Origin of the sequence: Candidatus Desulfatibia sp. (genome assembly GCF_036446775.1) — a bacterium.
Classification (GTDB): domain Bacteria; phylum Desulfobacterota; class Desulfobacteria; order Desulfobacterales; family UBA11574; genus Desulfatibia_A.
In genome coordinates this window covers 1-17,641 of the sequence record NZ_JAZFTO010000254.1, presented here as the reverse complement: position 1 = coordinate 17,641, position 17,641 = coordinate 1, and the positions used below count along the sequence as shown (strand labels likewise).

19 protein-coding genes are annotated in these 17,641 nt (G+C 46.0%); 3 read left to right on the top strand and 16 right to left on the bottom strand.

The window, feature by feature from the left end; all coding sequences use genetic code 11:
• Window positions 1-62: 62 nt before the first annotated feature.
• The 14 genes from V3S16_RS11930 to V3S16_RS11865 form a co-directional block, all read right to left on the bottom strand.
• The gene (locus tag V3S16_RS11930) at window positions 63-1,658 is read right to left on the bottom strand and encodes an FAD-binding oxidoreductase (RefSeq protein ID WP_413885218.1); all 1,596 of its coding nucleotides are present in this window, start codon (window positions 1,656-1,658) and stop codon (window positions 63-65) included.
• Between the two features lie 247 nt (window positions 1,659-1,905).
• Window positions 1,906-2,292 (bottom strand): response regulator, encoded by a 387-nt coding sequence (locus V3S16_RS11925; protein WP_413885217.1) that lies wholly within the window; start codon window positions 2,290-2,292, stop codon window positions 1,906-1,908.
• Window positions 2,293-2,316: 24 nt separating this feature from the next.
• Window positions 2,317-2,967 (bottom strand): response regulator, encoded by a 651-nt coding sequence (locus V3S16_RS11920; protein ID WP_413885215.1) that lies wholly within the window; start codon window positions 2,965-2,967, stop codon window positions 2,317-2,319.
• A 4-nt stretch (window positions 2,968-2,971) separates the two neighbouring features.
• Window positions 2,972-3,433: a chemotaxis protein CheX gene (locus V3S16_RS11915; protein WP_413885213.1), complete on the bottom strand. Its 462-nt coding sequence runs from the start codon at window positions 3,431-3,433 to the stop codon at window positions 2,972-2,974.
• A 53-nt stretch (window positions 3,434-3,486) separates the two neighbouring features.
• Window positions 3,487-3,864 carry a response regulator gene (locus V3S16_RS11910; RefSeq protein WP_413885211.1) on the bottom strand — a complete coding sequence of 126 codons (378 nt, stop codon included), beginning with the start codon at window positions 3,862-3,864 and terminating at the stop codon, window positions 3,487-3,489.
• Between the two features lie 44 nt (window positions 3,865-3,908).
• Window positions 3,909-6,098: a chemotaxis protein CheA gene (locus V3S16_RS11905; RefSeq protein WP_413885209.1), complete on the bottom strand. Its 2,190-nt coding sequence runs from the start codon at window positions 6,096-6,098 to the stop codon at window positions 3,909-3,911.
• 31 nt (window positions 6,099-6,129) lie between these two features.
• On the bottom strand, window positions 6,130-6,348 hold the full coding sequence (locus V3S16_RS11900; RefSeq protein WP_413885207.1) for a hypothetical protein: 219 nt from the start codon (window positions 6,346-6,348) through the stop codon (window positions 6,130-6,132).
• Window positions 6,349-6,401: 53 nt separating this feature from the next.
• The gene (locus V3S16_RS11895) at window positions 6,402-6,875 is read right to left on the bottom strand and encodes a chemotaxis protein CheX (RefSeq protein ID WP_413885205.1); all 474 of its coding nucleotides are present in this window, start codon (window positions 6,873-6,875) and stop codon (window positions 6,402-6,404) included.
• Window positions 6,829-7,257 (bottom strand): response regulator, encoded by a 429-nt coding sequence (locus tag V3S16_RS11890; RefSeq protein ID WP_413885203.1) that lies wholly within the window; start codon window positions 7,255-7,257, stop codon window positions 6,829-6,831. Before V3S16_RS11890 ends, V3S16_RS11895 begins: the two co-directional genes overlap by 47 nt.
• A gap of 51 nt (window positions 7,258-7,308) precedes the next feature.
• Window positions 7,309-8,148: an HDOD domain-containing protein gene (locus tag V3S16_RS11885; protein WP_413885201.1), complete on the bottom strand. Its 840-nt coding sequence runs from the start codon at window positions 8,146-8,148 to the stop codon at window positions 7,309-7,311.
• Window positions 8,145-8,624, bottom strand: coding sequence for a chemotaxis protein CheD (locus V3S16_RS11880; protein ID WP_413885199.1), 480 nt, complete (start codon window positions 8,622-8,624; stop codon window positions 8,145-8,147). The genes V3S16_RS11885 and V3S16_RS11880 overlap by 4 nt, the downstream gene beginning before the upstream one ends.
• Before the next feature lie 199 nt (window positions 8,625-8,823).
• Window positions 8,824-9,336, bottom strand: coding sequence for a chemotaxis protein CheW (locus V3S16_RS11875; protein ID WP_413885197.1), 513 nt, complete (start codon window positions 9,334-9,336; stop codon window positions 8,824-8,826).
• 63 nt (window positions 9,337-9,399) lie between these two features.
• Window positions 9,400-9,792 carry a hypothetical protein gene (locus V3S16_RS11870; protein WP_413885195.1) on the bottom strand — a complete coding sequence of 131 codons (393 nt, stop codon included), beginning with the start codon at window positions 9,790-9,792 and terminating at the stop codon, window positions 9,400-9,402.
• Window positions 9,793-10,155: 363 nt separating this feature from the next.
• A complete protein-coding gene (locus tag V3S16_RS11865; protein WP_413885193.1) occupies window positions 10,156-10,644 on the bottom strand; it encodes a chemotaxis protein CheD in 489 nt (162 codons plus the stop codon).
• 438 nt (window positions 10,645-11,082) lie between these two features.
• On the opposite strand from V3S16_RS11865, the gene V3S16_RS11860 reads away from it, so the two are divergent.
• Window positions 11,083-11,595: a gamma carbonic anhydrase family protein gene (locus V3S16_RS11860; RefSeq protein WP_413885191.1), complete on the top strand. Its 513-nt coding sequence runs from the start codon at window positions 11,083-11,085 to the stop codon at window positions 11,593-11,595.
• A 270-nt stretch (window positions 11,596-11,865) separates the two neighbouring features.
• Here V3S16_RS11860 and aroF read toward each other — a convergent pair whose 3' ends face one another.
• On the bottom strand, window positions 11,866-13,743 hold the full coding sequence (gene aroF / locus V3S16_RS11855; protein ID WP_413885190.1) for a 3-deoxy-7-phosphoheptulonate synthase: 1,878 nt from the start codon (window positions 13,741-13,743) through the stop codon (window positions 11,866-11,868).
• A 621-nt stretch (window positions 13,744-14,364) separates the two neighbouring features.
• Between aroF and aroB the strand changes: the two genes are divergently transcribed.
• Both aroB and V3S16_RS11845 read left to right on the top strand, forming a co-directional pair.
• Window positions 14,365-15,396, top strand: a complete 1,032-nt coding sequence (gene aroB, locus V3S16_RS11850) for a 3-dehydroquinate synthase (RefSeq protein ID WP_413885188.1) — start codon at window positions 14,365-14,367, stop codon at window positions 15,394-15,396.
• Between the two features lie 158 nt (window positions 15,397-15,554).
• Window positions 15,555-16,592 (top strand): radical SAM protein, encoded by a 1,038-nt coding sequence (locus tag V3S16_RS11845; RefSeq protein WP_413885186.1) that lies wholly within the window; start codon window positions 15,555-15,557, stop codon window positions 16,590-16,592.
• Between the two features lie 357 nt (window positions 16,593-16,949).
• On the opposite strand, the gene V3S16_RS11840 is transcribed toward V3S16_RS11845, so the two are convergent.
• Window positions 16,950-17,641: M28 family peptidase (locus V3S16_RS11840; protein WP_413885184.1), on the bottom strand; the 692-nt coding region annotated here is incomplete at its 5' end.

Genomic DNA, 17,641 nt, shown 5'->3' with positions numbered 1-17,641 from the left:
ATTTCAGGCTATAAGTACGAATTCTATAAAACTAATTATGCTAAAGTTATGTTCCTTTTGTGCTAGTCGGTTAATTTGCCCGGATTCATCCGTTGCCCGGGGTCGAGACAGAGGCATAACTCTTTGATGGTGCGCATGCCCAACGACCCTTTTTCAGCCTCCAAATACGGTTTATGGTCTAAACCGACCCCATGTTGATGGCTGATGGTACCGCCGGCGTCAACAATGGCTTGACTGGCCGCTTTCTTAATCGTTTGCCATCGGATCAGCGTTTCTGCGGATGTATCTGCAAGCCGGAAAATGAAAGTTGTGTAAATATTCGAGCCGCTGGAATAGACCTGGGAAAGGTGCGAAAAAACATGCACCTTTTCATTCCACGGCGCAATACTTTCAAATATGGCTTTTTCAACGTTCTTCATGGTTAAGGCAACTTTATCCCAGGTCACGGCCGTTTCCAGAGTATCGACGGCATAGCCCAGATCCCATAGCGTATTGCGCAAATACGGCGCCCGAAAACGGTTTTTCTTCCAGGCCTCTCCCATGGCCTTACCAACAGAAACACCGCCGTATTGCCGCAGGACAGTAAAAGCTTCATGGCGTGATGTCCTGACCGAACGCTTACTTCCGATAAAGCCGATAAGGCACATGCACCCTTCTTGTGCGGATATCCGCCGCCACCTGAGGTATTGCTTCAAAATCGCGATCTGTTTTTCATGTCCGGCCAGAGCCAGATTGGTCGTGGTTTCCGCTGCGTTGCTCAGGCGCATCATGGCAAATGGAATACCGGCACCGGCAAAGCTCTGAACAGCCTTCTCGGCATGGTCCCATGATGGAAAGAAAATTCCGTGCACATCATTTCTTTCCGGAATGTGTGAAATCCTGACAGTTACCTTGGTTAAAACACCCAGTCTGCCCTCTGAGCCCAAAACTAAATGCCGCAGATCAGGACCTGCCGCTGAAGCGGGAAAAGGAGGAAGTCTTAATATGCCCTGTGGTGTAACCAGTTCGCCACCGGCAAAAAGTTGCTCGATTCTGCCATAATGTGAAGCTTGCTGACCGCTGGATCGCGTCGCCACCCATCCCCCCAGTGAAGAGAATTCAATGGACTGGGGATAATGCCCCAAGGTGAATCCTCCGGACCCCAGCCGGCTCTCAAGTTCAAGCCCTAAAATACCGGATTCGAATGTCGCCAGCAGATTATAAGGATTAAGATCGATCAAACGATTAAGACGCTTGAGAGATAAACTGAGTACCGGTCTATTTTCTTCGGGAACCTGGAGCTGTCCGGCGACACTCGTTCCGCCGCCAAAAGGAATCACTACGACATTATGTTTTTCGGAAAAGTTCATTAATTCTTCGACTTCTCCGGTCGTAGCAGGCAGGGCCACACCGTCGGGAAAGTGCTCAAGCGTTCCGCCGCGCAAACCGATCCAATCCGGCAGGCTCTGGCCGTGGGAATGCACAAGTCGCTCGGTAGGATCAGTTAATATCAGCGGGTGATCAGGCAGTCTTGATGCCGGCATGCGACTGGTAAATTTATCGATCGCATAATCGGCTTGCCGATTGCCTTTGCCCAGCAATTCACGCAGCAAGCTATACCCCTGCGTCGGCAGATCGACATTTACCGTATCATCTCCCCACCCGTTCCAACGCCGCATGCCCTATCTCCCTGTTGTTTTGAAAGCCTGTAATTTATACCACGCAAAGGCGAGAAACACAATTTGCTTGTAGCTATTAATTGCTTATACAACCAAATTTGAATGCAGAATTCTTGTTATGTTGTCTGTGTAGATTAGATCAGATGTCTATGCAGAGTGAGAATAGCATATTGATTGTTTCCTAAAAAGTAAAAAGATTAAATTTTTAGAATTTTTAATTTTCTTTTAGCAAAAAGTTTTTTGAAAATTAACGTTTTTTCCAGCGTTCTATCTTTTCGAAAGCATCTTGGGCCGCGTTTAAAAGTTCTTTCACTTCAACGGGCTTGTGGAAATAATCATCAAAACCGGCCCCCCGACACTCAGCAAGTTCAAAAAGTGAAGTGTATCCGGTTACCGCATAGATAATGTCTATGGGCCGTTTTTCTCGAAGTTGCCTGCACAACTCTACTCCATTCATTCCAGGCAGGTTTAAATCCAGAAACATGACATGGATACTATCCTGTTTTAAAACCTCAAGGGCTTCTTCAGCACTCTCTGCAGACCGAACTGTATAACCTTTACTGCTAAAAGCCTTCTTAAACATTTTCAAAATGGCGACTTCATCATCTACAACTAAAACCTTTTTTTCAGCCATGATTTTGCTCCCCTTCAAAGAATATCACTCGGCGGCTTTATCGAGATCGATAATTTTACTTGTGAGGTAATCCTTAGTCTTATATTTTGTAACCCCCGAGAGCTTTTTCGTTATTCTTCCCAAGCGCTTAACTTGCGCATTTATTTCTTTGATATCATCCTTAATATGATTATCATCCAAATCGTCCAGAAAGAGTTCGGAAAGCCCTAAAATCACTTGCATGGGCTGATTTAATTCATGGCACACCGCTCCGGCCATTTCAATAACACCCTGAAGTTTCTCTTTTTCCACCAGGGCGGCCTGCAACTCGACAATACGGCGACCAACGTTGATCCGCGCCCGCAACTCGTTATTATCAAACGGTTTGGCGATATAGTCGTCGGCTCCGGCTTCAAGCCCCCTGACGATATCTTTCTTCCCGTCCCGTGCGGTCAGAAGGATAATGTAGGTTGGAATAGTTTTTTCCATCTGACGGATCCTATAGCAAACCTCAATGCCGTCCATCTTCGGCATCATCCAGTCCAGAACGGCCAACTTGGGTGCCTCCACACTCTGTAGCTTTTCCCAAGCTTCGTGCCCGTCACGGGCCGAAACTACGTCGTAGCCCCACTTGGCAAGCACGGCCTTCAGGAGACGCCGTGAAGTAAAATCGTCTTCGGCAATCAATATTCTCATCGGATTAACCTTCTAAACATACCTCGATTGTAAAACTTCCGAATTCTGTTTTGAAAGGTATCGCAATTTTGGGACCTTGAGTTTTGGTTTCAAGCTGATGGTTCTTGCCAATAATCACTGTAGGGATGGCCGCTTGATATTTTTTGCCTACTTCCTCCAGTTCTTTGCGGGCCTGGCCGGATATCATATTGGTCAATTCACCCACAGCATCGGCAATCTCATCATTTATTTCCGTCATTTCCTCCCCGAACATGTTGGAAACGATTTTTAGAATGCATAATTCGTTAAAGGTGATGGAAAGAGTCCCATTTGTTTCACCGGTAAATCCAATGACACCGGAAACATCTCCCCGAGCGACATCGTCTTTTTTGAGGTATGGTTTTCCAGCCTCAGACTCGACAAACGCCATTGTTCCAAGAACGTTCACGGTTGCATTGATAAACGGGTTAATGAGTTTTACATCCATATCTATCCTCCGTAGTCACAAATTATGATGTAGAAACAGTGTCGTACTGAAAGTCAGTCGCCAAACACTTTATTTAACTTTTCACTCACTGTTTCCGCCGTAAACGGTTTTACAATATAGCTGCTTACCCCTGATTTTACGGCTTTAATAATATTGTCCTTCTGGGCTTCGGCTGTAACCATGACAAAGGGTATGTCTTTTAATTGTTCATCCGCTTTGAGCGTTTTTAAAAGATCTATCCCCGGCATCTCCGGCATATTCCAGTCACATAATATCAGGTCAATTTTTTCCTTTTTCAACTCTTTGAGAGCGGTATCGCCGTCATCGGCGTCAACAATATTTGTAAAGCCGATCTGTTTGAGGATGTTTCTTAAAATCCTCCTCATGGTGGCAAAATCATCAACGATTAGAACTTTCATATTTAAGTCCATAAGGCCTAAACCCCCTTCAAATTTAAACTCCAATTGAGCGATAACTAATTGTTTTGTACAATCGCCCAGATACCCGCCATATCAAGTATAAGGCCCACCCGGCCGTCTCCCATAATCGCACCGCCGGCGATACCATTGATATTTTGCATGGCTGCGCCCATGCTCTTGATCACTACTTCCTCTTTCCCCAGCAATTCATCCAGCAGCAGGCCCATCTGACGGCCTTCATGTTCCACGATTACCACCAAGCTTTCCCAGGGATCGGCTGCATCGCCTTTTACCTTGAATGTGCGGTCAAGGCGAACCATAGGGATGAGCCGGCCCCTGGACAAAAGCATTTCCCCTTTGCCCTCAACCGTTGAATATTGCTCTTTTGTGGGCCTGAACGACTCCAGAACGGAAAAAACCGGTATAATGTATCGCTCTGCTCCGACCCTGACCAGCATACCTTCGATGATAGCCAGCGTCAGCGGCAGACTGATGACAAAAGTGGTCCCCTCCCCCGGCCTGGTGTTGATTTCCACACGTCCTCTCAGCTTCTCCATGGCTTTTTTGACCACATCCATGCCCACGCCCCGGCCGGAAACGTCTGTAACTTTTTCGGCTGTAGAGAACCCGGGCTGAAATATCAGGTTGTAAATTTCAGAATCCGTGAACTCACTCTCCTCTGTAATCATACCGCCGGCCTTGGCCTTTTCGATGATCCGGTCTTTATTCAGCCCGCGACCGTCATCTGCAATTTCAACGATGATATGGCCCCCCTGGTGATAGGCCCGCAAATGTATCTTGCCTTTCCTGTTTTTACCTGCTTTCTTCCTTTCCTCGGGCGGCTCAATGCCATGGTCAACGGAATTGCGGATCATGTGGACCAGGGGTTCATACAACTCGTCCACAACATTCCGGTCTATTTCCGTATCTTCACCGGTCATTTCTAATTGTACTTGCTTGCCTGCATTTTTGGACAGGTCCCTGATAAGTCTTACCATCTTTTGAAAAGTGCTCTTTATAGGGACCATACGCATGGACATGGCCGTGGTTTGAAGACCGGAGGTAATCTGGGCCAGCTGCCCCAGGTTGCGTTCTAATTTTTGATCTTGGGCCGTAAGAATCACCTGGCTCTGCCGCAGCATGCTCATGGCGATCACCAGTTCACCGGTCATATCCACCAGGTTGTCAAGCTTCTTGGTATCCACCTTGACCTGCAAATCTATCTGCCGGGAACTAAACTTTTTCTGCTCTCTTAAGGCCGAAGCTACGGCTTTGGGTTCCGCGCTTTTTTCTTCCACCAAGATTTGACCGATCTTTTTACCCGGTTCTGTTTTCTGCCTTTCAAGTCCTTTGGCCAGATCATCGGGGGTGACGGCGCCGCCTTGAACCAGAATCTCTCCCAAAGGCTTGTCACCGATTAAATCTGCACGAGAAACCAACTCCTCAATCCTGTTAACTAAAGGGGCAACGTCCAAACCGATATCTAATGAAGTACGGTTTTCTATTCCCTGCCGAGCACCCATGATCATTTTTTTGAGAGCATCCATCGATTCAAAGACAATATCAACAGTAGCACCTTCCAAAACGATTTCGCCGCCTCTGGCCTTATCCAAGAGGTTTTCCGCATGGTGAGCCAGCGTATTTATCCTTTGTAAATTGAGAAAACTTGAAACACCTTTAATAGTATGGAAGGTCCTGAAAATTGTATTGAGGCTGTCAATATCACTCGAGTCCTCCTCAAGATCTATCAGGCTGACTTCAATCGCTTCAAGGTTTTCAAGAGACTCCATTACAAAATCCAAGGTTATGGCCCGGTCTTCCTCGCTCAAGTCTTCATCCGGGGATTGTATGTCTTCTTCCTTCTCTTTAGTGCCAACTGCTTGAACACGTTGCGCCTCATCAGGCTCTGCCTTTTTAAATTTGAGTCTGTCCAGTATTTGGGATATGTCCCCGCCATATTCCTCCTGGTTGCTCACGTGACGCAAGATGGTTTGCAAAGAATCGACCCCTTCTTCCAAAGGAGTTACATCGGCGGCCTCTCCCAGTATTATTTTTTCAATATAGCTCTTGATCGCCTGAATAAGTTCAGAAAAAGCGGGTTGATCAATTTCTTTGGAATCTTCTTCCAGCACACCCAGGCAGTTTACAATCTTGCCTAAAGCAGGGATATCCTGTACATCCAGCATCACTACTTCCAGGGCTATCGATTCTATATTCTTGCTAATTTTTTCCAGCATTTCAGACATCGGCACGTTTCTCCAGCTTATGATGGCTATGTTAATCGGATTGAACTTCTAAAACCGACAGGACTTCAATTACTTGTTCAATTGTCATGAATCCTCGTCGAAACAGTACGGAACCTATTAGTCTATGTGCCAATCCTTTTAAAGTATTTTCCTTTTGCATATTGAGTGCTTCTTCAAGTTGACTATGAGTGATAAAGCCTTTATCTGCCGCTATTTCCCCAAAACGCTTTTTTAACTGTTTTAATGTCATCTGGCCTCCCTGCTTTTAAGTTCGTTGCAGGGCTTCGATACATTATCAATTAGTTATGGATTAATGGCCAACTGAAACGCCAACCGGTTTTCCAGCGAATCGATCGCAATAAAAATTTCGTTGTCAGAATCGGTAAAAAATTCCTGAAAAGCATCAGTTCTGAGCAGTTTAGGAAAATTAAGGTTAAAGACGGCCTGCTCGTCGTAAAAACTGAAGGTATTGCCGGCAATCATATTCGTGATTTCCATAATAGTCCCGTTTATCTGAGCATCGGACAAACCTTCTGCATCCCTTCCCATAAAATCGGCGGTCATCGACAGGGCAAATTTTTTGGGTATATAAAAGACACAGTAGCCCGAAAAGGGCCCGTCAAAATCTAATCTGGCGGCCATAATTTGGTCGGTTTTCCCGCTCCAGCAATCTTTCTTATGCACATCATCGGAAAAAACCAAAGGCAAAAAAAACATGGTTTCCAGAACATTAGAAATCGAGTTCTTCATCGCCGTTATCAAGGATTCTTTCTTCATATTGCGGCTCTCCCATTATCAGGTTTAGCTTTTCTTTGATCTCTTCAGGCGTAAAGGGCTTTTTGATATAGTCCATGGCGCCCTTTTCAAAAAACTCAACAAGCCTTTGTTTGCTTCCTTCGGTAGTAATCACAACCACTGGAATGGACTTTAATGTATCGCTTTTTTTTATTTCGTCCAGAAGCTCAAGACCGTTCATCCCAGGCATATTGTAATCTGTCAGAACCAGATCAAGCCACTCTTCGTTCAGTATCTTTAACGCTTCATTGCCATCGGCAGCTTCAAAAAAATGCTTTACATTAAACCCGGAGGCCTTGATTATTTTTTTAATAATCCCCCGCATGGGAATGGAATCATCCACAATCAAAACATTGTATGCCATTTGCTTTACCCCTGTACCTTTGTGTCTTAGTAGCCAAACTGTTCGAAAAATCTAAATGAGTGCTTCAACTTCTTCAAGCTTTTCACCAAATCCGGCCATAATTTCCTGAAAGTCTCTTTCCGTGAGTCCCAGATATTTCACCACATCCTGGTGAAATCTGTAAGCCAGGCCGTCTGACCCTCCACCGATTCCCATCATCAAGCACAGAGTGTCTGCCAGGTAAACGACGGCCGTTTCAGGATAACTTTCCAAGGATTCATCCGGGTGGTGATGGTTGCGAATAATTTCCACCATCTTGGGGCTGAACTTCCACGTTTCGGCCACCATGCCGCCCAATTCGGCATGATCGATACCGATTACTTCTTTCTCCGCCTCTCTAAAAGAAAAATCTTTTTCTGCTACTAAAGTGTTGATTTTTTTATATGAATCCCCGACGTACTGGCTTAAAATCACTTTGCCGATATCCTTTAAGAGTGCCGCGGTAAATATCAGGTTAGCATCTTGCGCTCTTTTCTTTTCGGCCAGATCCCGGGCTATAAGAGCAGAGGAAATCGAATATTTCCAGAGTTCACCTGCGTCAAGATCATACCCCTCCTGGGCGCTTTTTAAATCTTCCGAACTTGATGCCAGCGTGACAATGTCAATCACCTGGCTCATACCCATATAGACGATGGCCTGGTGGACGGAATTAACCTTTCCTGACATCCCAAAATAGGCGGAGTTGGCAACTTTTAATAAATTAGCGGTCACGGCCGCGTCATAAACAATAACCTTGGACAGATCGGCCATGGAGCTGTTGGGATCTCTGGCAATAGCCATGACCTTATTTGCCACCTGCGGAACCGGCTTCAAGCTATCAATTTTTTTTATGATGAATTTTAAATCGCTCATATCTTTTTCACTCCCTTACCTGAAACTTTTATCCAAGTATCCCCGCTTTTAACCTCCAGCTTGATGGTTCGATTGACAATGCCACCTACGTCCCTGTAATCAATGAGCACGTTGTTTTTATGAAACATTTTTCTGACGGCAATGTCATTGCGTTTGCCGATGTTAAAAAATCCGGCCTGGTCCATAACTTGTGACCCGCCTGCTACGATAATTTTCATTCTCTGTTTCTTGGCACCTAACTCATAGGCTGCCTTGAACAGAGCAGGAAGGCCGGTATCAGCAAACATATACGGGTTTTTTACGGCTTTTTCCGGAGACAGCTTGGATTCCGGAAGCAAATAATGGAGGAGACCGCCTACCTTTGCCACGGCATCATAAATTACAACGCCGATACATGACCCCAGAGAATAGGTCACAAGCACTGCTTCCAAGTCGTTACTGACCTTCATGTCCGAGACGCCGACAATTACTCTCATGATAATACCTGCTTTTTACTTTTCCAATCACGACAGATTTCTCTTCGAATAACGAACAACTAATAATCAATAACACTCAATTGAGCCTTTTCTGCTCAATTGAGGTGTTACTTATAATTGTAAATAGTTGCACGCTAGACGCTTAACCCCGTCTTTAACGGGATTTACGTTACCCTCCAATCCGAACACGGAACCTACATTACGCTACTTTTTCGAGGAGACCTATTTCTCCTTCACTCAACACCTGATCAATATCGAGTAGAATCTTAACGCCGCCTTCAATCTTGGCCATGCCTAAGATATAGTCCGTGTTCAGTTTGGCGCCGAACGCGGGAGTCTCCTCGACATCTTCGCCTTTGACATTTAATACTTCCGAGACCGCATCGACCACGATTCCGATTTGAACGATACCTGCATGACATTCGATTTCAACCACGATGATGCAGGTGCGCTCGGTGTAATCGATGGCATCCATCCCGAACCTCAGGCGCAAATCAATTACCGGGATCACTTTGCCCCGCAGGTTAATAACCCCTTTGACAAACTCCGGTGTTTGCGGGACCGTGGTGATGGGCATCATCCCGATGATCTCCTTGATTTTTAAAATACTGATACCGTACTCCTCATTGGCCAGCGAAAAGGTCAAGTATTTGCCCTCTTTGTCGGCCATGGCCTTGACGGCCTGATCCATTGTTTCTGCAAGTTTTGCCATTTCAATGCTCCTTTCATTTTTTTTAAGTGCCCTTCGCCAAAAAACAACTGCTGTCTCTTTTATTTAATATTTTGCCTGGTTGCCGCCATAATGATTTGACAACATTTTTTTCAACACAGTCTCGACCCAGCTAAAATTGCTGTCCAAGTAGGTTAAAAATCGAGGTCGCAAGGTATGTCCTGCCTTAATCGTATCTTCGTTTCTGTCCGGCAAAATTAGTATGATACGAACGTCGTCAAGCAAGTCTTTGATAGTAAGAAAATCCATAAGGTTATCATGGTTACTTGCCATAAAGATCGCGATGGTAAAACCGTCCAAGGGTTGGCGAAGTTTTTGGGAAAGAGAGTCGATCGTCTGATAAAACTCGCCCTGATGTTCAGCGGCCAGTTCTTGATACAGCTTCCAAAGGGGCCGGCCCACGCCTTCCTTGTCAGTTGCATAAAAAATCAATCCCATTCTTCGACCCTACTAGTTCGGTTAATTTTCAACCCTAATTGAGCGTTCAAGTTTGATATTTTCGCAAAAAGGAATTTTATATTTTTTGCGAAAAATATCACTCTTTATATCACTCTTTATATCACTCTTTATTTAGCAGCAAAAGGCGTGCCAAAATTGTGCAAACCTAACAAAATTTTTAAACACAATTAAATTAGGGTGTTATAAATGTCTTGCAAAGAAATAATTGCCGGAAAGATCGAAATTGTTCGAAATTGTCGGATATATGCCGGCAAAACTGGATTTTGTACGATTTTTTCGTACTTGCGGCGAAGTTGACGTCAAGGCCTATTTAAGAGAATTGGGTGCGTGCGGCGCGTTAATTTATGATAGATAAAACTTTCTTATGCTTTCTTCTGTTGCATATGGTATCTTTCTCTTAATGCTTACAATTCCAGAAGCAGTATCGAACCTGACATGCCTGTGATAACTACGATTAATATCCTTTCCGACTAATATAAAATCGTATTTTCCCAAATAAGAAATCGTCTCCAGAATCGGTCCTTCATTGTTTACGCCGCCGGTTACAACAATTCGTAAACTTCTATCTCTAATCGATTTAGATTTTTCCCCAAATAGCCGTAGCAATTTAGGAACGGCCTGATCTGCGTAGTGATATCCATTTTTTTTTATGTGTTTTCCACTTGGAGTGGTATTGTTTTTGCGACTGCTGGAAATATGGGTTATTCCTCCAATTCTATACTTCGGGTGATACAAACAGATTGAGACGCATGAACTGATATTAGTCTCCAGAATTTTGCTGTCGCTTATTTCGACTTCTCCCCTGGCAACTATTCTTCTTGCTCTTCCCATTTACTTATATCCTAATAAGGAACTAAATTCATTTTCGATATTTGGATATGTTATCGGCAATATACCAGGGGAACTTTAATCTATGGGCAAGTTTTAAAAATAACGAAGATCTTGAAAATCACTATGGGTTTTAGGTTGCAGTTTTGATAGACACATGCAATCTTCAAATTCAGCAATCGATGAAAACACCATTATCAGCGGGGAGATTATAGACTTTAAGATAATGTTTCTGGTATAATGGCTATATCGCCTATAAGTATTTATTACCGTCATTGGGGGAGATGCTGGATGCTGGATACTCGATGCCGGCTAAAAACATTAAAAATCAGCTGATTATCAAGTATCAAGCATCCAGTATCGCTCACACGATGGTAAAATAGTATTTAATTCTCATTAAAGCCGGAAAATCCCAAAAATCTTTTTCTTAAAAAATATATTATGATATTTGAGTATCAAGGTCATAAACCAAAAATCGGAAAAAATGTTTTTATAGCGCCCACGGCTGCGGTTATCGGAGATGTAGATCTAAAAGACGGTGTAAGTATATGGTATGGCGTTGTTGTTAGAGGTGACAGGGCCGCAATAACTGTTGGGAAAAACTCAAATATTCAGGATAATAGCACCGTCCACGCCGATGCCGGCAAACCCACGGTTATCGGTGAAAACGTAACAATCGGACACAATGCCGTTATTCACGCCTGCACGATTGAAGACAACTGTCTTATCGGTATAAGTGCCGCTATACTTACGGGTGCATATATTAAGACCGGTTCGGTAGTTGCCGCCGGCGCGGTGGTTAAACAGGACCAGGTTGTTGGTCCTTATCACCTCGTTACAGGAATTCCGGCTGCGATTAAAAAAGAGCTCTCTGAAACGTCATCCGAAAATCACATCAAAACCGCAAAAACCTATTTCAACCTGGCACGCGAGTATACGGCAATTAAGCCCTAACATTGATGCATTCGTAAAACGTCGAGTTCATCACGTTTTAGTACCTATCTATCAAAATCGCATAATATCTGCGAAGAATTTATCTAACAAAATATTTTCGCCACAAAGGCACCAAGACACGAAGTTAAATTATTATAATAAACAGTTATTCTTTGTGTCTTGGTGCCTTTGTGGCTATTCTTTCTCTCCGAGGCGTAGGCTCTACCCTCCGGCCTGTAAGCCCTACGGGCTGGAAGCGGAGCCGGAGGCCGGTTTGTCCGGGTTGGGGTATCAATAACTTCCAAGTACTTTCAGGTAGTCCGTCTTAGCTTTAAGCAGGTCCAGTATCGGCGCAAACTCTTTTGATTCGGCATCGGCCTCAAGGTCCACATAAAACATATACTCCCATGGTTTTCCATGAATGGGCCGTGATTCCAGTTTCACCAGGTTGACTCCGTGGTCGGCATATATTTTCAAAACTTCAAACAGGGCACCCGGCTGGTTTCCTGTTGAAAAAATAATCGACGATTTGCTGCGAGGCCCCTTTTGGAGCTGCCCGGCACTGATAATCACAAACCGTGTATAGTTGCGCGGGTTGGTCTCGATGCCTTCTGCGATGACTTCCATCCCGTGGATTGCAGCGGCCTTTTTGCTGGCAATGGCTGCGTCTGTCATATTCTGCGCTTCACTGACCGTCTTAACAGCCCCGGCAGTGTCCTTGACCATAACCAGCTCCCATCCGTCATGGCGCTCCAGAAACTGGCGGCACTGTTGAAAGGCCATTGAGACAGAAAGGACGCGCTTGATGTTTTCAATCTCGATACCGGGCTTACCTATCAAATGGTGGATAATGCGCAGCGCGATTTCACCGACAATTTTCAAATTATACTCCAGCAGCAGATCATAGTTTTCATGGATGCTGCCGGTCAGAGAATTTTCCACCGGCACTATACCGAAGTCGACCTCCCCATTTTTGACCCCTTCGAAAATCGTTTTAAAAGAAGGCGCAGGTACTGCCGTCACCTTGTCCCCGAAATATTGCGTGCAGGCCTTATGGCTGAATGTTCCCATTTCGCCCAGGAATGCGGCCCGCTGCTTTCCCGTTCCATTGACTCTGCTTAAATGATCGACGGCCGCGGCCTTATCCAAATAATCAAAATCGAGTTGCTTGCCGATAACCGGTGCAATCACATAAATATCACGTGTCAACTGGCCAAACTGCTCGGGATAAAGACTTTGGGCTCCGTCGGAAAGGGCTTCGTCCGGGTTATGGTGTACTTCGATCATCAGGCCGTCGGCACCCGCGGCGATAGCGGCCCGCGCCATGGGGCTGACCTTTTCACGAATACCGGTGGCATGACTGGGATCGACGATAACCGGCAGATGCGTCAAGTTTTTAAGCACCGGAATAGCCGACAAGTCTAAAGTATTGCGAGTATAGGGTTCAAAGGTCCGAATACCTCGTTCGCACAGGATAACATGGTCATTGCCCTCCGACAGGATATATTCGGCCGACATCAGCCATTCTTCAATGGTGGATGAAAGTCCTCGCTTTAAAATAACCGGTTTCCCCATGCGACCGACACATTTTAAAAGTTCAAAGTTTTGCATATTGCGGGCACCTACCTGAACAGCATCGACATACTTCATCATCATATCAGCCTGCGCCGTCGAAGTAATTTCGGTCACAACCCTGAGCCCGGTCGTCTCTCGAACCTCAGCCAGAATCTTCAGCCCCTCTTCTCCCATACCCTGAAATGAATAGGGGGATGTCCGCGGTTTAAAGGCTCCGCCGCGAAACATAACCGCACCGTATCTTCTGACTTCCCGAGCAGTGGTTATGGCCTGCTCCCTGCTTTCTATTGCGCACGGTCCGGCGATAACGGCGATACGCTCTCCGCCCACCACCACATCGCCGATCTGAACGAGGGTGTCTTCCGGATGCATTTGCCGGCTCACCAGTTTAAACGATGTGGAAATCGGTATTACTTTGGCAACACCGGGAAGCTTTTCAAAAAAATCGATATCCTTACCGACTTTACCGACAGCCCCGATGATGTTCTGTCCGGCTTCGGTCATCTCCCGCACAATACAGCCCTCTCTGAATAGGATGCTCCGAAGATTGCCTTTCTGATCCTGAGTGATCTCATCTTCCAGCACGAGAATCATAACAAACCTCCTTTGGATAAATGTCCTTTAAGCCTCACGTTAGTGTGTACAAAAAAAAGCCCCGAGAAAATTTCCCGGAGCTTTGAAATATTAACCCCGGGCAGACCCGTTTGAAGTCCACCCGGGGTATTTAACAGTTTTGTTAAACAACCGGCTGGACGCTTATAAAACTAAAAAAGAAGCGTCCAAAAGTATTAAGTGATCTGTTGTTACAATTTCTGTTCACAATATGTTTCCTTCCACTAGATTGTTTTCTGATACTCTGTTAACGCACCGGTGTCAAGAGTTGTTTTTCGGCAAATGATATAATTATTGCGATTTTTGCCTGTTGTGATAATAAAATCGTGATACGATTTTATGAATCGGCATAATAATTTGTAGGTTGGCTTAATTGTAATTTTTATATTGGACAGGATAACAGGATTGATTGGATCTATTGCTTTCTGCGAGAACAAAAACTAAAAAATCTGACGGTATTGTTTGTTGTGCGGTGAACACCTCCGCATCAGCGGACTTGGTTTTTCCCCTTTCGTCCGCATGTCCCGCTGGGCGGGGGAAAGGGGGAAAAGGAAATCCTGAAGATCCTGTTAATCCTGTCTAAATAAAAAAAAAGTGAAGAACATGAAAACCCTTAAAGTTCATGGCGCTGCCGGCGTTTCCAACATACTGATCGGCGAGAGCCTTCAAAATCTGCAAAATTATATTCCGGCCCAACATGCGGTCATCATTACGGATACCAACGTCAGAGATCTTTATCAGCAAGATTTCCCACCTTGTGACGTCATCACCATCGGAACCGGCGAAAATATAAAAAATCTGGCTACAGTCCGCCATCTATATGAAAAGCTTGTCGATTTAGATGCCCAGCGGTCATCCTTTATCATTGGAATCGGCGGAGGTATTGTATGCGATATCGCCGGCTTTACGGCCTCGACCTATTTGCGCGGCGTCAGTTTCGGGTTTGTTTCTTCAACGCTGCTGTCACAGGTCGACGCCAGTGTCGGGGGCAAAAACGGTGTCAATTTCGGCGGCTATAAAAATATGATCGGAGTTTTCAATCAACCCGAATTTGTTATCTGTGATATGGATCTTTTACAAACCTTGCCCGCCAAAGAAATTTTGTGCGGTTTGGCCGAGATTGTAAAGCACGCCGCCCTTGGAGATGCCGGCATGTTCAACTACATCGAAGAACACTATCAAAAAGCACTGGCGCTGGACCGTGACGTAATTGCAAAGCTGGTATACGATTCGATCGTCATCAAATCATCCATCGTAAACCAGGATGAAAAGGAACAAGGCGAGCGCCGCAAACTAAATTTCGGGCATACTTTCGGCCATGCCTTTGAAAAGACCACCGCTGTTCCCCATGGCGAGGCCGTTGCTGCCGGTATGGTGATTGCTGCCGGGCTCTCCGTCCAAAGAGGACATTTGCCGGCCCCAGAGGCACAACGGATTGAAAACCTTCTCAAGAAGCTGAAACTCCCCACCAGGATTCAGGCCGATAAAAATGCGCTGCTAGAGGCCCTGGGCAAGGATAAAAAACGCCAGGGAGAACAGATCCATTTTGTACTTTTAGATGCAATCGGCCATGCCTTTGTGGAAATGATATCGATTGCAGAGCTGGCGGCTGCAATAAAGAATCCTGGCCCATAGGACCAGGCTTTGGTTTGCCCGTGTCTTAAATCCCGGTTGTTCACGGGGAAAAGAAAATCCTGAAGATCCTGCCTGTCCCGTAGGTAGGAACTATCGTGCTGGGATAAATCGTGCCTGCCCCGTAGCTCATTTGATGGTACTGGGGTCTAAATAAAAAAATGGAAGACTTTGAATGCCGCAATAAACAGCAGGGGTTTTCAATGGGAAGCTGCCGGGTCGAATTTAACGGCCAACATGCCCCGGCCTGCCAGGTTACCCTGCGACAAAAAAACAAAGAAACTGCCCGGCTGATTACTTCCGTCCATCTCTCGCGCCCTGAAAACTATCTTTCCATTTATCAATCCGGGTGCAACTTTTCCTGCCGAAAATGCCATTCCTGGTATTTCAGTAAAGTAAAGGACGGCAAGTGGTACACGCCGCAGGAAATCCTGAAAGAAGCGATGGCCTATGACAAGTCGGTCACCCTGGAAGAACCCCGGGATAAAGCCACCACCTGGCATGCCCACGACACCTGCCGCTGCTGCGGAAGCTGCGTAGTTTATAATAAGCGCTCGAGTTCATGCCCCGGAGTCCTGGCCTCGGAAGCCATCACCTTGAGCCCCCAGGGGTTTGGGCCCATACGCAATATTGTGGCGTTCACCGGCGGGGACCTGGTCTGCTGCCCTGAATTTTACGGCGAGTGTGCCCGGCTGATCCATACCCACACCAATCTGTGGCTATTGATTGAAACCAACGGCCACGGACTCACCCCGCAGAATCTTGATTATTTGCAAGCATCCGGCGTGGACGCCTTCTGGCTTGACATTAAAGCCTTTGACGGCAAAAAGCACAAATGGCTGACCGGGTGCTCCAACAAAAATATTTTGAAACTGCCCGCAGAAATCCTCAAACGGAACTTTGTGCTGGAAGTTTTATCACTCTACATTCCCGGCCTGGTTGAAGCCGATGACCTTGCAAAGATCGCCCGCCTACTCGCTGGAGTAGACCGCACCATACCCTTTACCATCCTGGCTTTTTTCCCGGAATACCGCATGAAAGATTATAGCGCCCCCACCGTTTACGCGATGGTCGCGGCCTACGAGCGGGCTAAAGCCGCCGGGCTGCAAAATATCCGCCTGGGAAATCTGGGCGTGTTTGCCCGCACCCAAAAAGATCAGCAATATCTAATCGACAACGTCGACAAAGGCGCCTATTAACCCGAATATTTCACTTTGCCTTTACTGTATAGCGATAGTGTGAAGATAGGTTTTTAACCACAGACATACACAGACGATCGCTGACCTGTTATTTTTGTTCGGCCGACTTGCCGAACAAAAGCTGCCTTCGCTATCGCGAAAAGGCTTCTTGAAAATGCTTAAACACATAAGGCACCCATGCAGAAGACCTATGGTTAATATCGATCCCTATTTTTATTGGATAAGATTGCCCTGCCGAAGGCTGATTGTTTTGCCTGATTTTGGATACCCGTCCCGTTTTTAACGGGATCAAAAAATCAGGCAAAGAAAAAATTCTATCTCTGCGAACTCTGCGCCTCTGCGGTGAATATGCTTTTATCAACGATGGGAGCGGAAGAACATCATCAAACTCTTTACCAGTTCGGCCATAAAACCATAATCCAGCTTGTCCATGGTATCCGACGGTAAGTGATAGTGGGGGTTGCGAAAAAAGGCCGTGTCCGTAATCATTACGGCCGCATACCCCTTATCCCAGAAGGGCGCATGGTCGCTGAGCCTCACTGACGGCAGAATATATCCGCGCATGGGAACGCTCAGCTTGATTACCGGTAAGTTCGAATTTTTACGAAAGGCCTTGAACAGGGAATTTGTAAAGGTTCTGGAGCTGAAATTCCCCACAATACCGATATAATCACCTTCCTCGGGATATCCGAAAAACATCAAGGGGAAGGGATAACTCTGGCAGCCCGGCTCACGGCAGGCATATCCCACCATCTCCAGGCAGATCATGCCGTCGATCTGTTCGTTTGCTTTGCGGGCCTGGGCGGCATACACCCGGCTTCCCATGTGGCGGGTACCGTAAACCGGCGGCTCTTCCAGCGCAAATGAAACAAACTTTACGGCCACGTCCAGCTTTTCACGCCCTTTAAGCGCGGCTAGCGCCCGGGCGGTCTCAAGCTGAACGGCAACGGCACTGGCATTGTCGTCGGCCCCCACCGTACCGGCCACCGAATCGTAATGGGCACCCAGGATAAAATGTTTGGCAGGATTATCACTAAAAGAAATTTCCG

What these genes read in the sequence shown, in the direction of transcription:
- V3S16_RS11930 (WP_413885218.1), bottom strand. Translation starts at nt 1,658, where the DNA reads ATGCGGCGTTGGAACGGGTGGGGAGATGATACGGTAAATGTCGATCTG.
- aroB (WP_413885188.1), top strand. Translation starts at nt 14,365, where the DNA reads ATGAAAACCCTTAAAGTTCATGGCGCTGCCGGCGTTTCCAACATACTG.
- aroF (WP_413885190.1), bottom strand. Translation starts at nt 13,743, where the DNA reads ATGATTCTCGTGCTGGAAGATGAGATCACTCAGGATCAGAAAGGCAAT.
- V3S16_RS11865 (WP_413885193.1), bottom strand. Translation starts at nt 10,644, where the DNA reads ATGGGAAGAGCAAGAAGAATAGTTGCCAGGGGAGAAGTCGAAATAAGC.
- V3S16_RS11915 (WP_413885213.1), bottom strand. Translation starts at nt 3,433, where the DNA reads ATGGATGTAAAACTCATTAACCCGTTTATCAATGCAACCGTGAACGTT.
- V3S16_RS11910 (WP_413885211.1), bottom strand. Translation starts at nt 3,864, where the DNA reads ATGGACTTAAATATGAAAGTTCTAATCGTTGATGATTTTGCCACCATG.
- V3S16_RS11925 (WP_413885217.1), bottom strand. Translation starts at nt 2,292, where the DNA reads ATGGCTGAAAAAAAGGTTTTAGTTGTAGATGATGAAGTCGCCATTTTG.
- V3S16_RS11870 (WP_413885195.1), bottom strand. Translation starts at nt 9,792, where the DNA reads ATGGGATTGATTTTTTATGCAACTGACAAGGAAGGCGTGGGCCGGCCC.
- V3S16_RS11920 (WP_413885215.1), bottom strand. Translation starts at nt 2,967, where the DNA reads ATGAGAATATTGATTGCCGAAGACGATTTTACTTCACGGCGTCTCCTG.
- V3S16_RS11845 (WP_413885186.1), top strand. Translation starts at nt 15,555, where the DNA reads ATGGAAGACTTTGAATGCCGCAATAAACAGCAGGGGTTTTCAATGGGA.
- V3S16_RS11875 (WP_413885197.1), bottom strand. Translation starts at nt 9,336, where the DNA reads ATGGCAAAACTTGCAGAAACAATGGATCAGGCCGTCAAGGCCATGGCC.
- V3S16_RS11895 (WP_413885205.1), bottom strand. Translation starts at nt 6,875, where the DNA reads ATGAAGAAAGAATCCTTGATAACGGCGATGAAGAACTCGATTTCTAAT.
- V3S16_RS11900 (WP_413885207.1), bottom strand. Translation starts at nt 6,348, where the DNA reads ATGACATTAAAACAGTTAAAAAAGCGTTTTGGGGAAATAGCGGCAGAT.
- V3S16_RS11905 (WP_413885209.1), bottom strand. Translation starts at nt 6,098, where the DNA reads ATGTCTGAAATGCTGGAAAAAATTAGCAAGAATATAGAATCGATAGCC.
- V3S16_RS11880 (WP_413885199.1), bottom strand. Translation starts at nt 8,624, where the DNA reads ATGAGAGTAATTGTCGGCGTCTCGGACATGAAGGTCAGTAACGACTTG.
- V3S16_RS11860 (WP_413885191.1), top strand. Translation starts at nt 11,083, where the DNA reads ATGATATTTGAGTATCAAGGTCATAAACCAAAAATCGGAAAAAATGTT.
- V3S16_RS11885 (WP_413885201.1), bottom strand. Translation starts at nt 8,148, where the DNA reads ATGAGCGATTTAAAATTCATCATAAAAAAAATTGATAGCTTGAAGCCG.
- V3S16_RS11890 (WP_413885203.1), bottom strand. Translation starts at nt 7,257, where the DNA reads ATGGCATACAATGTTTTGATTGTGGATGATTCCATTCCCATGCGGGGG.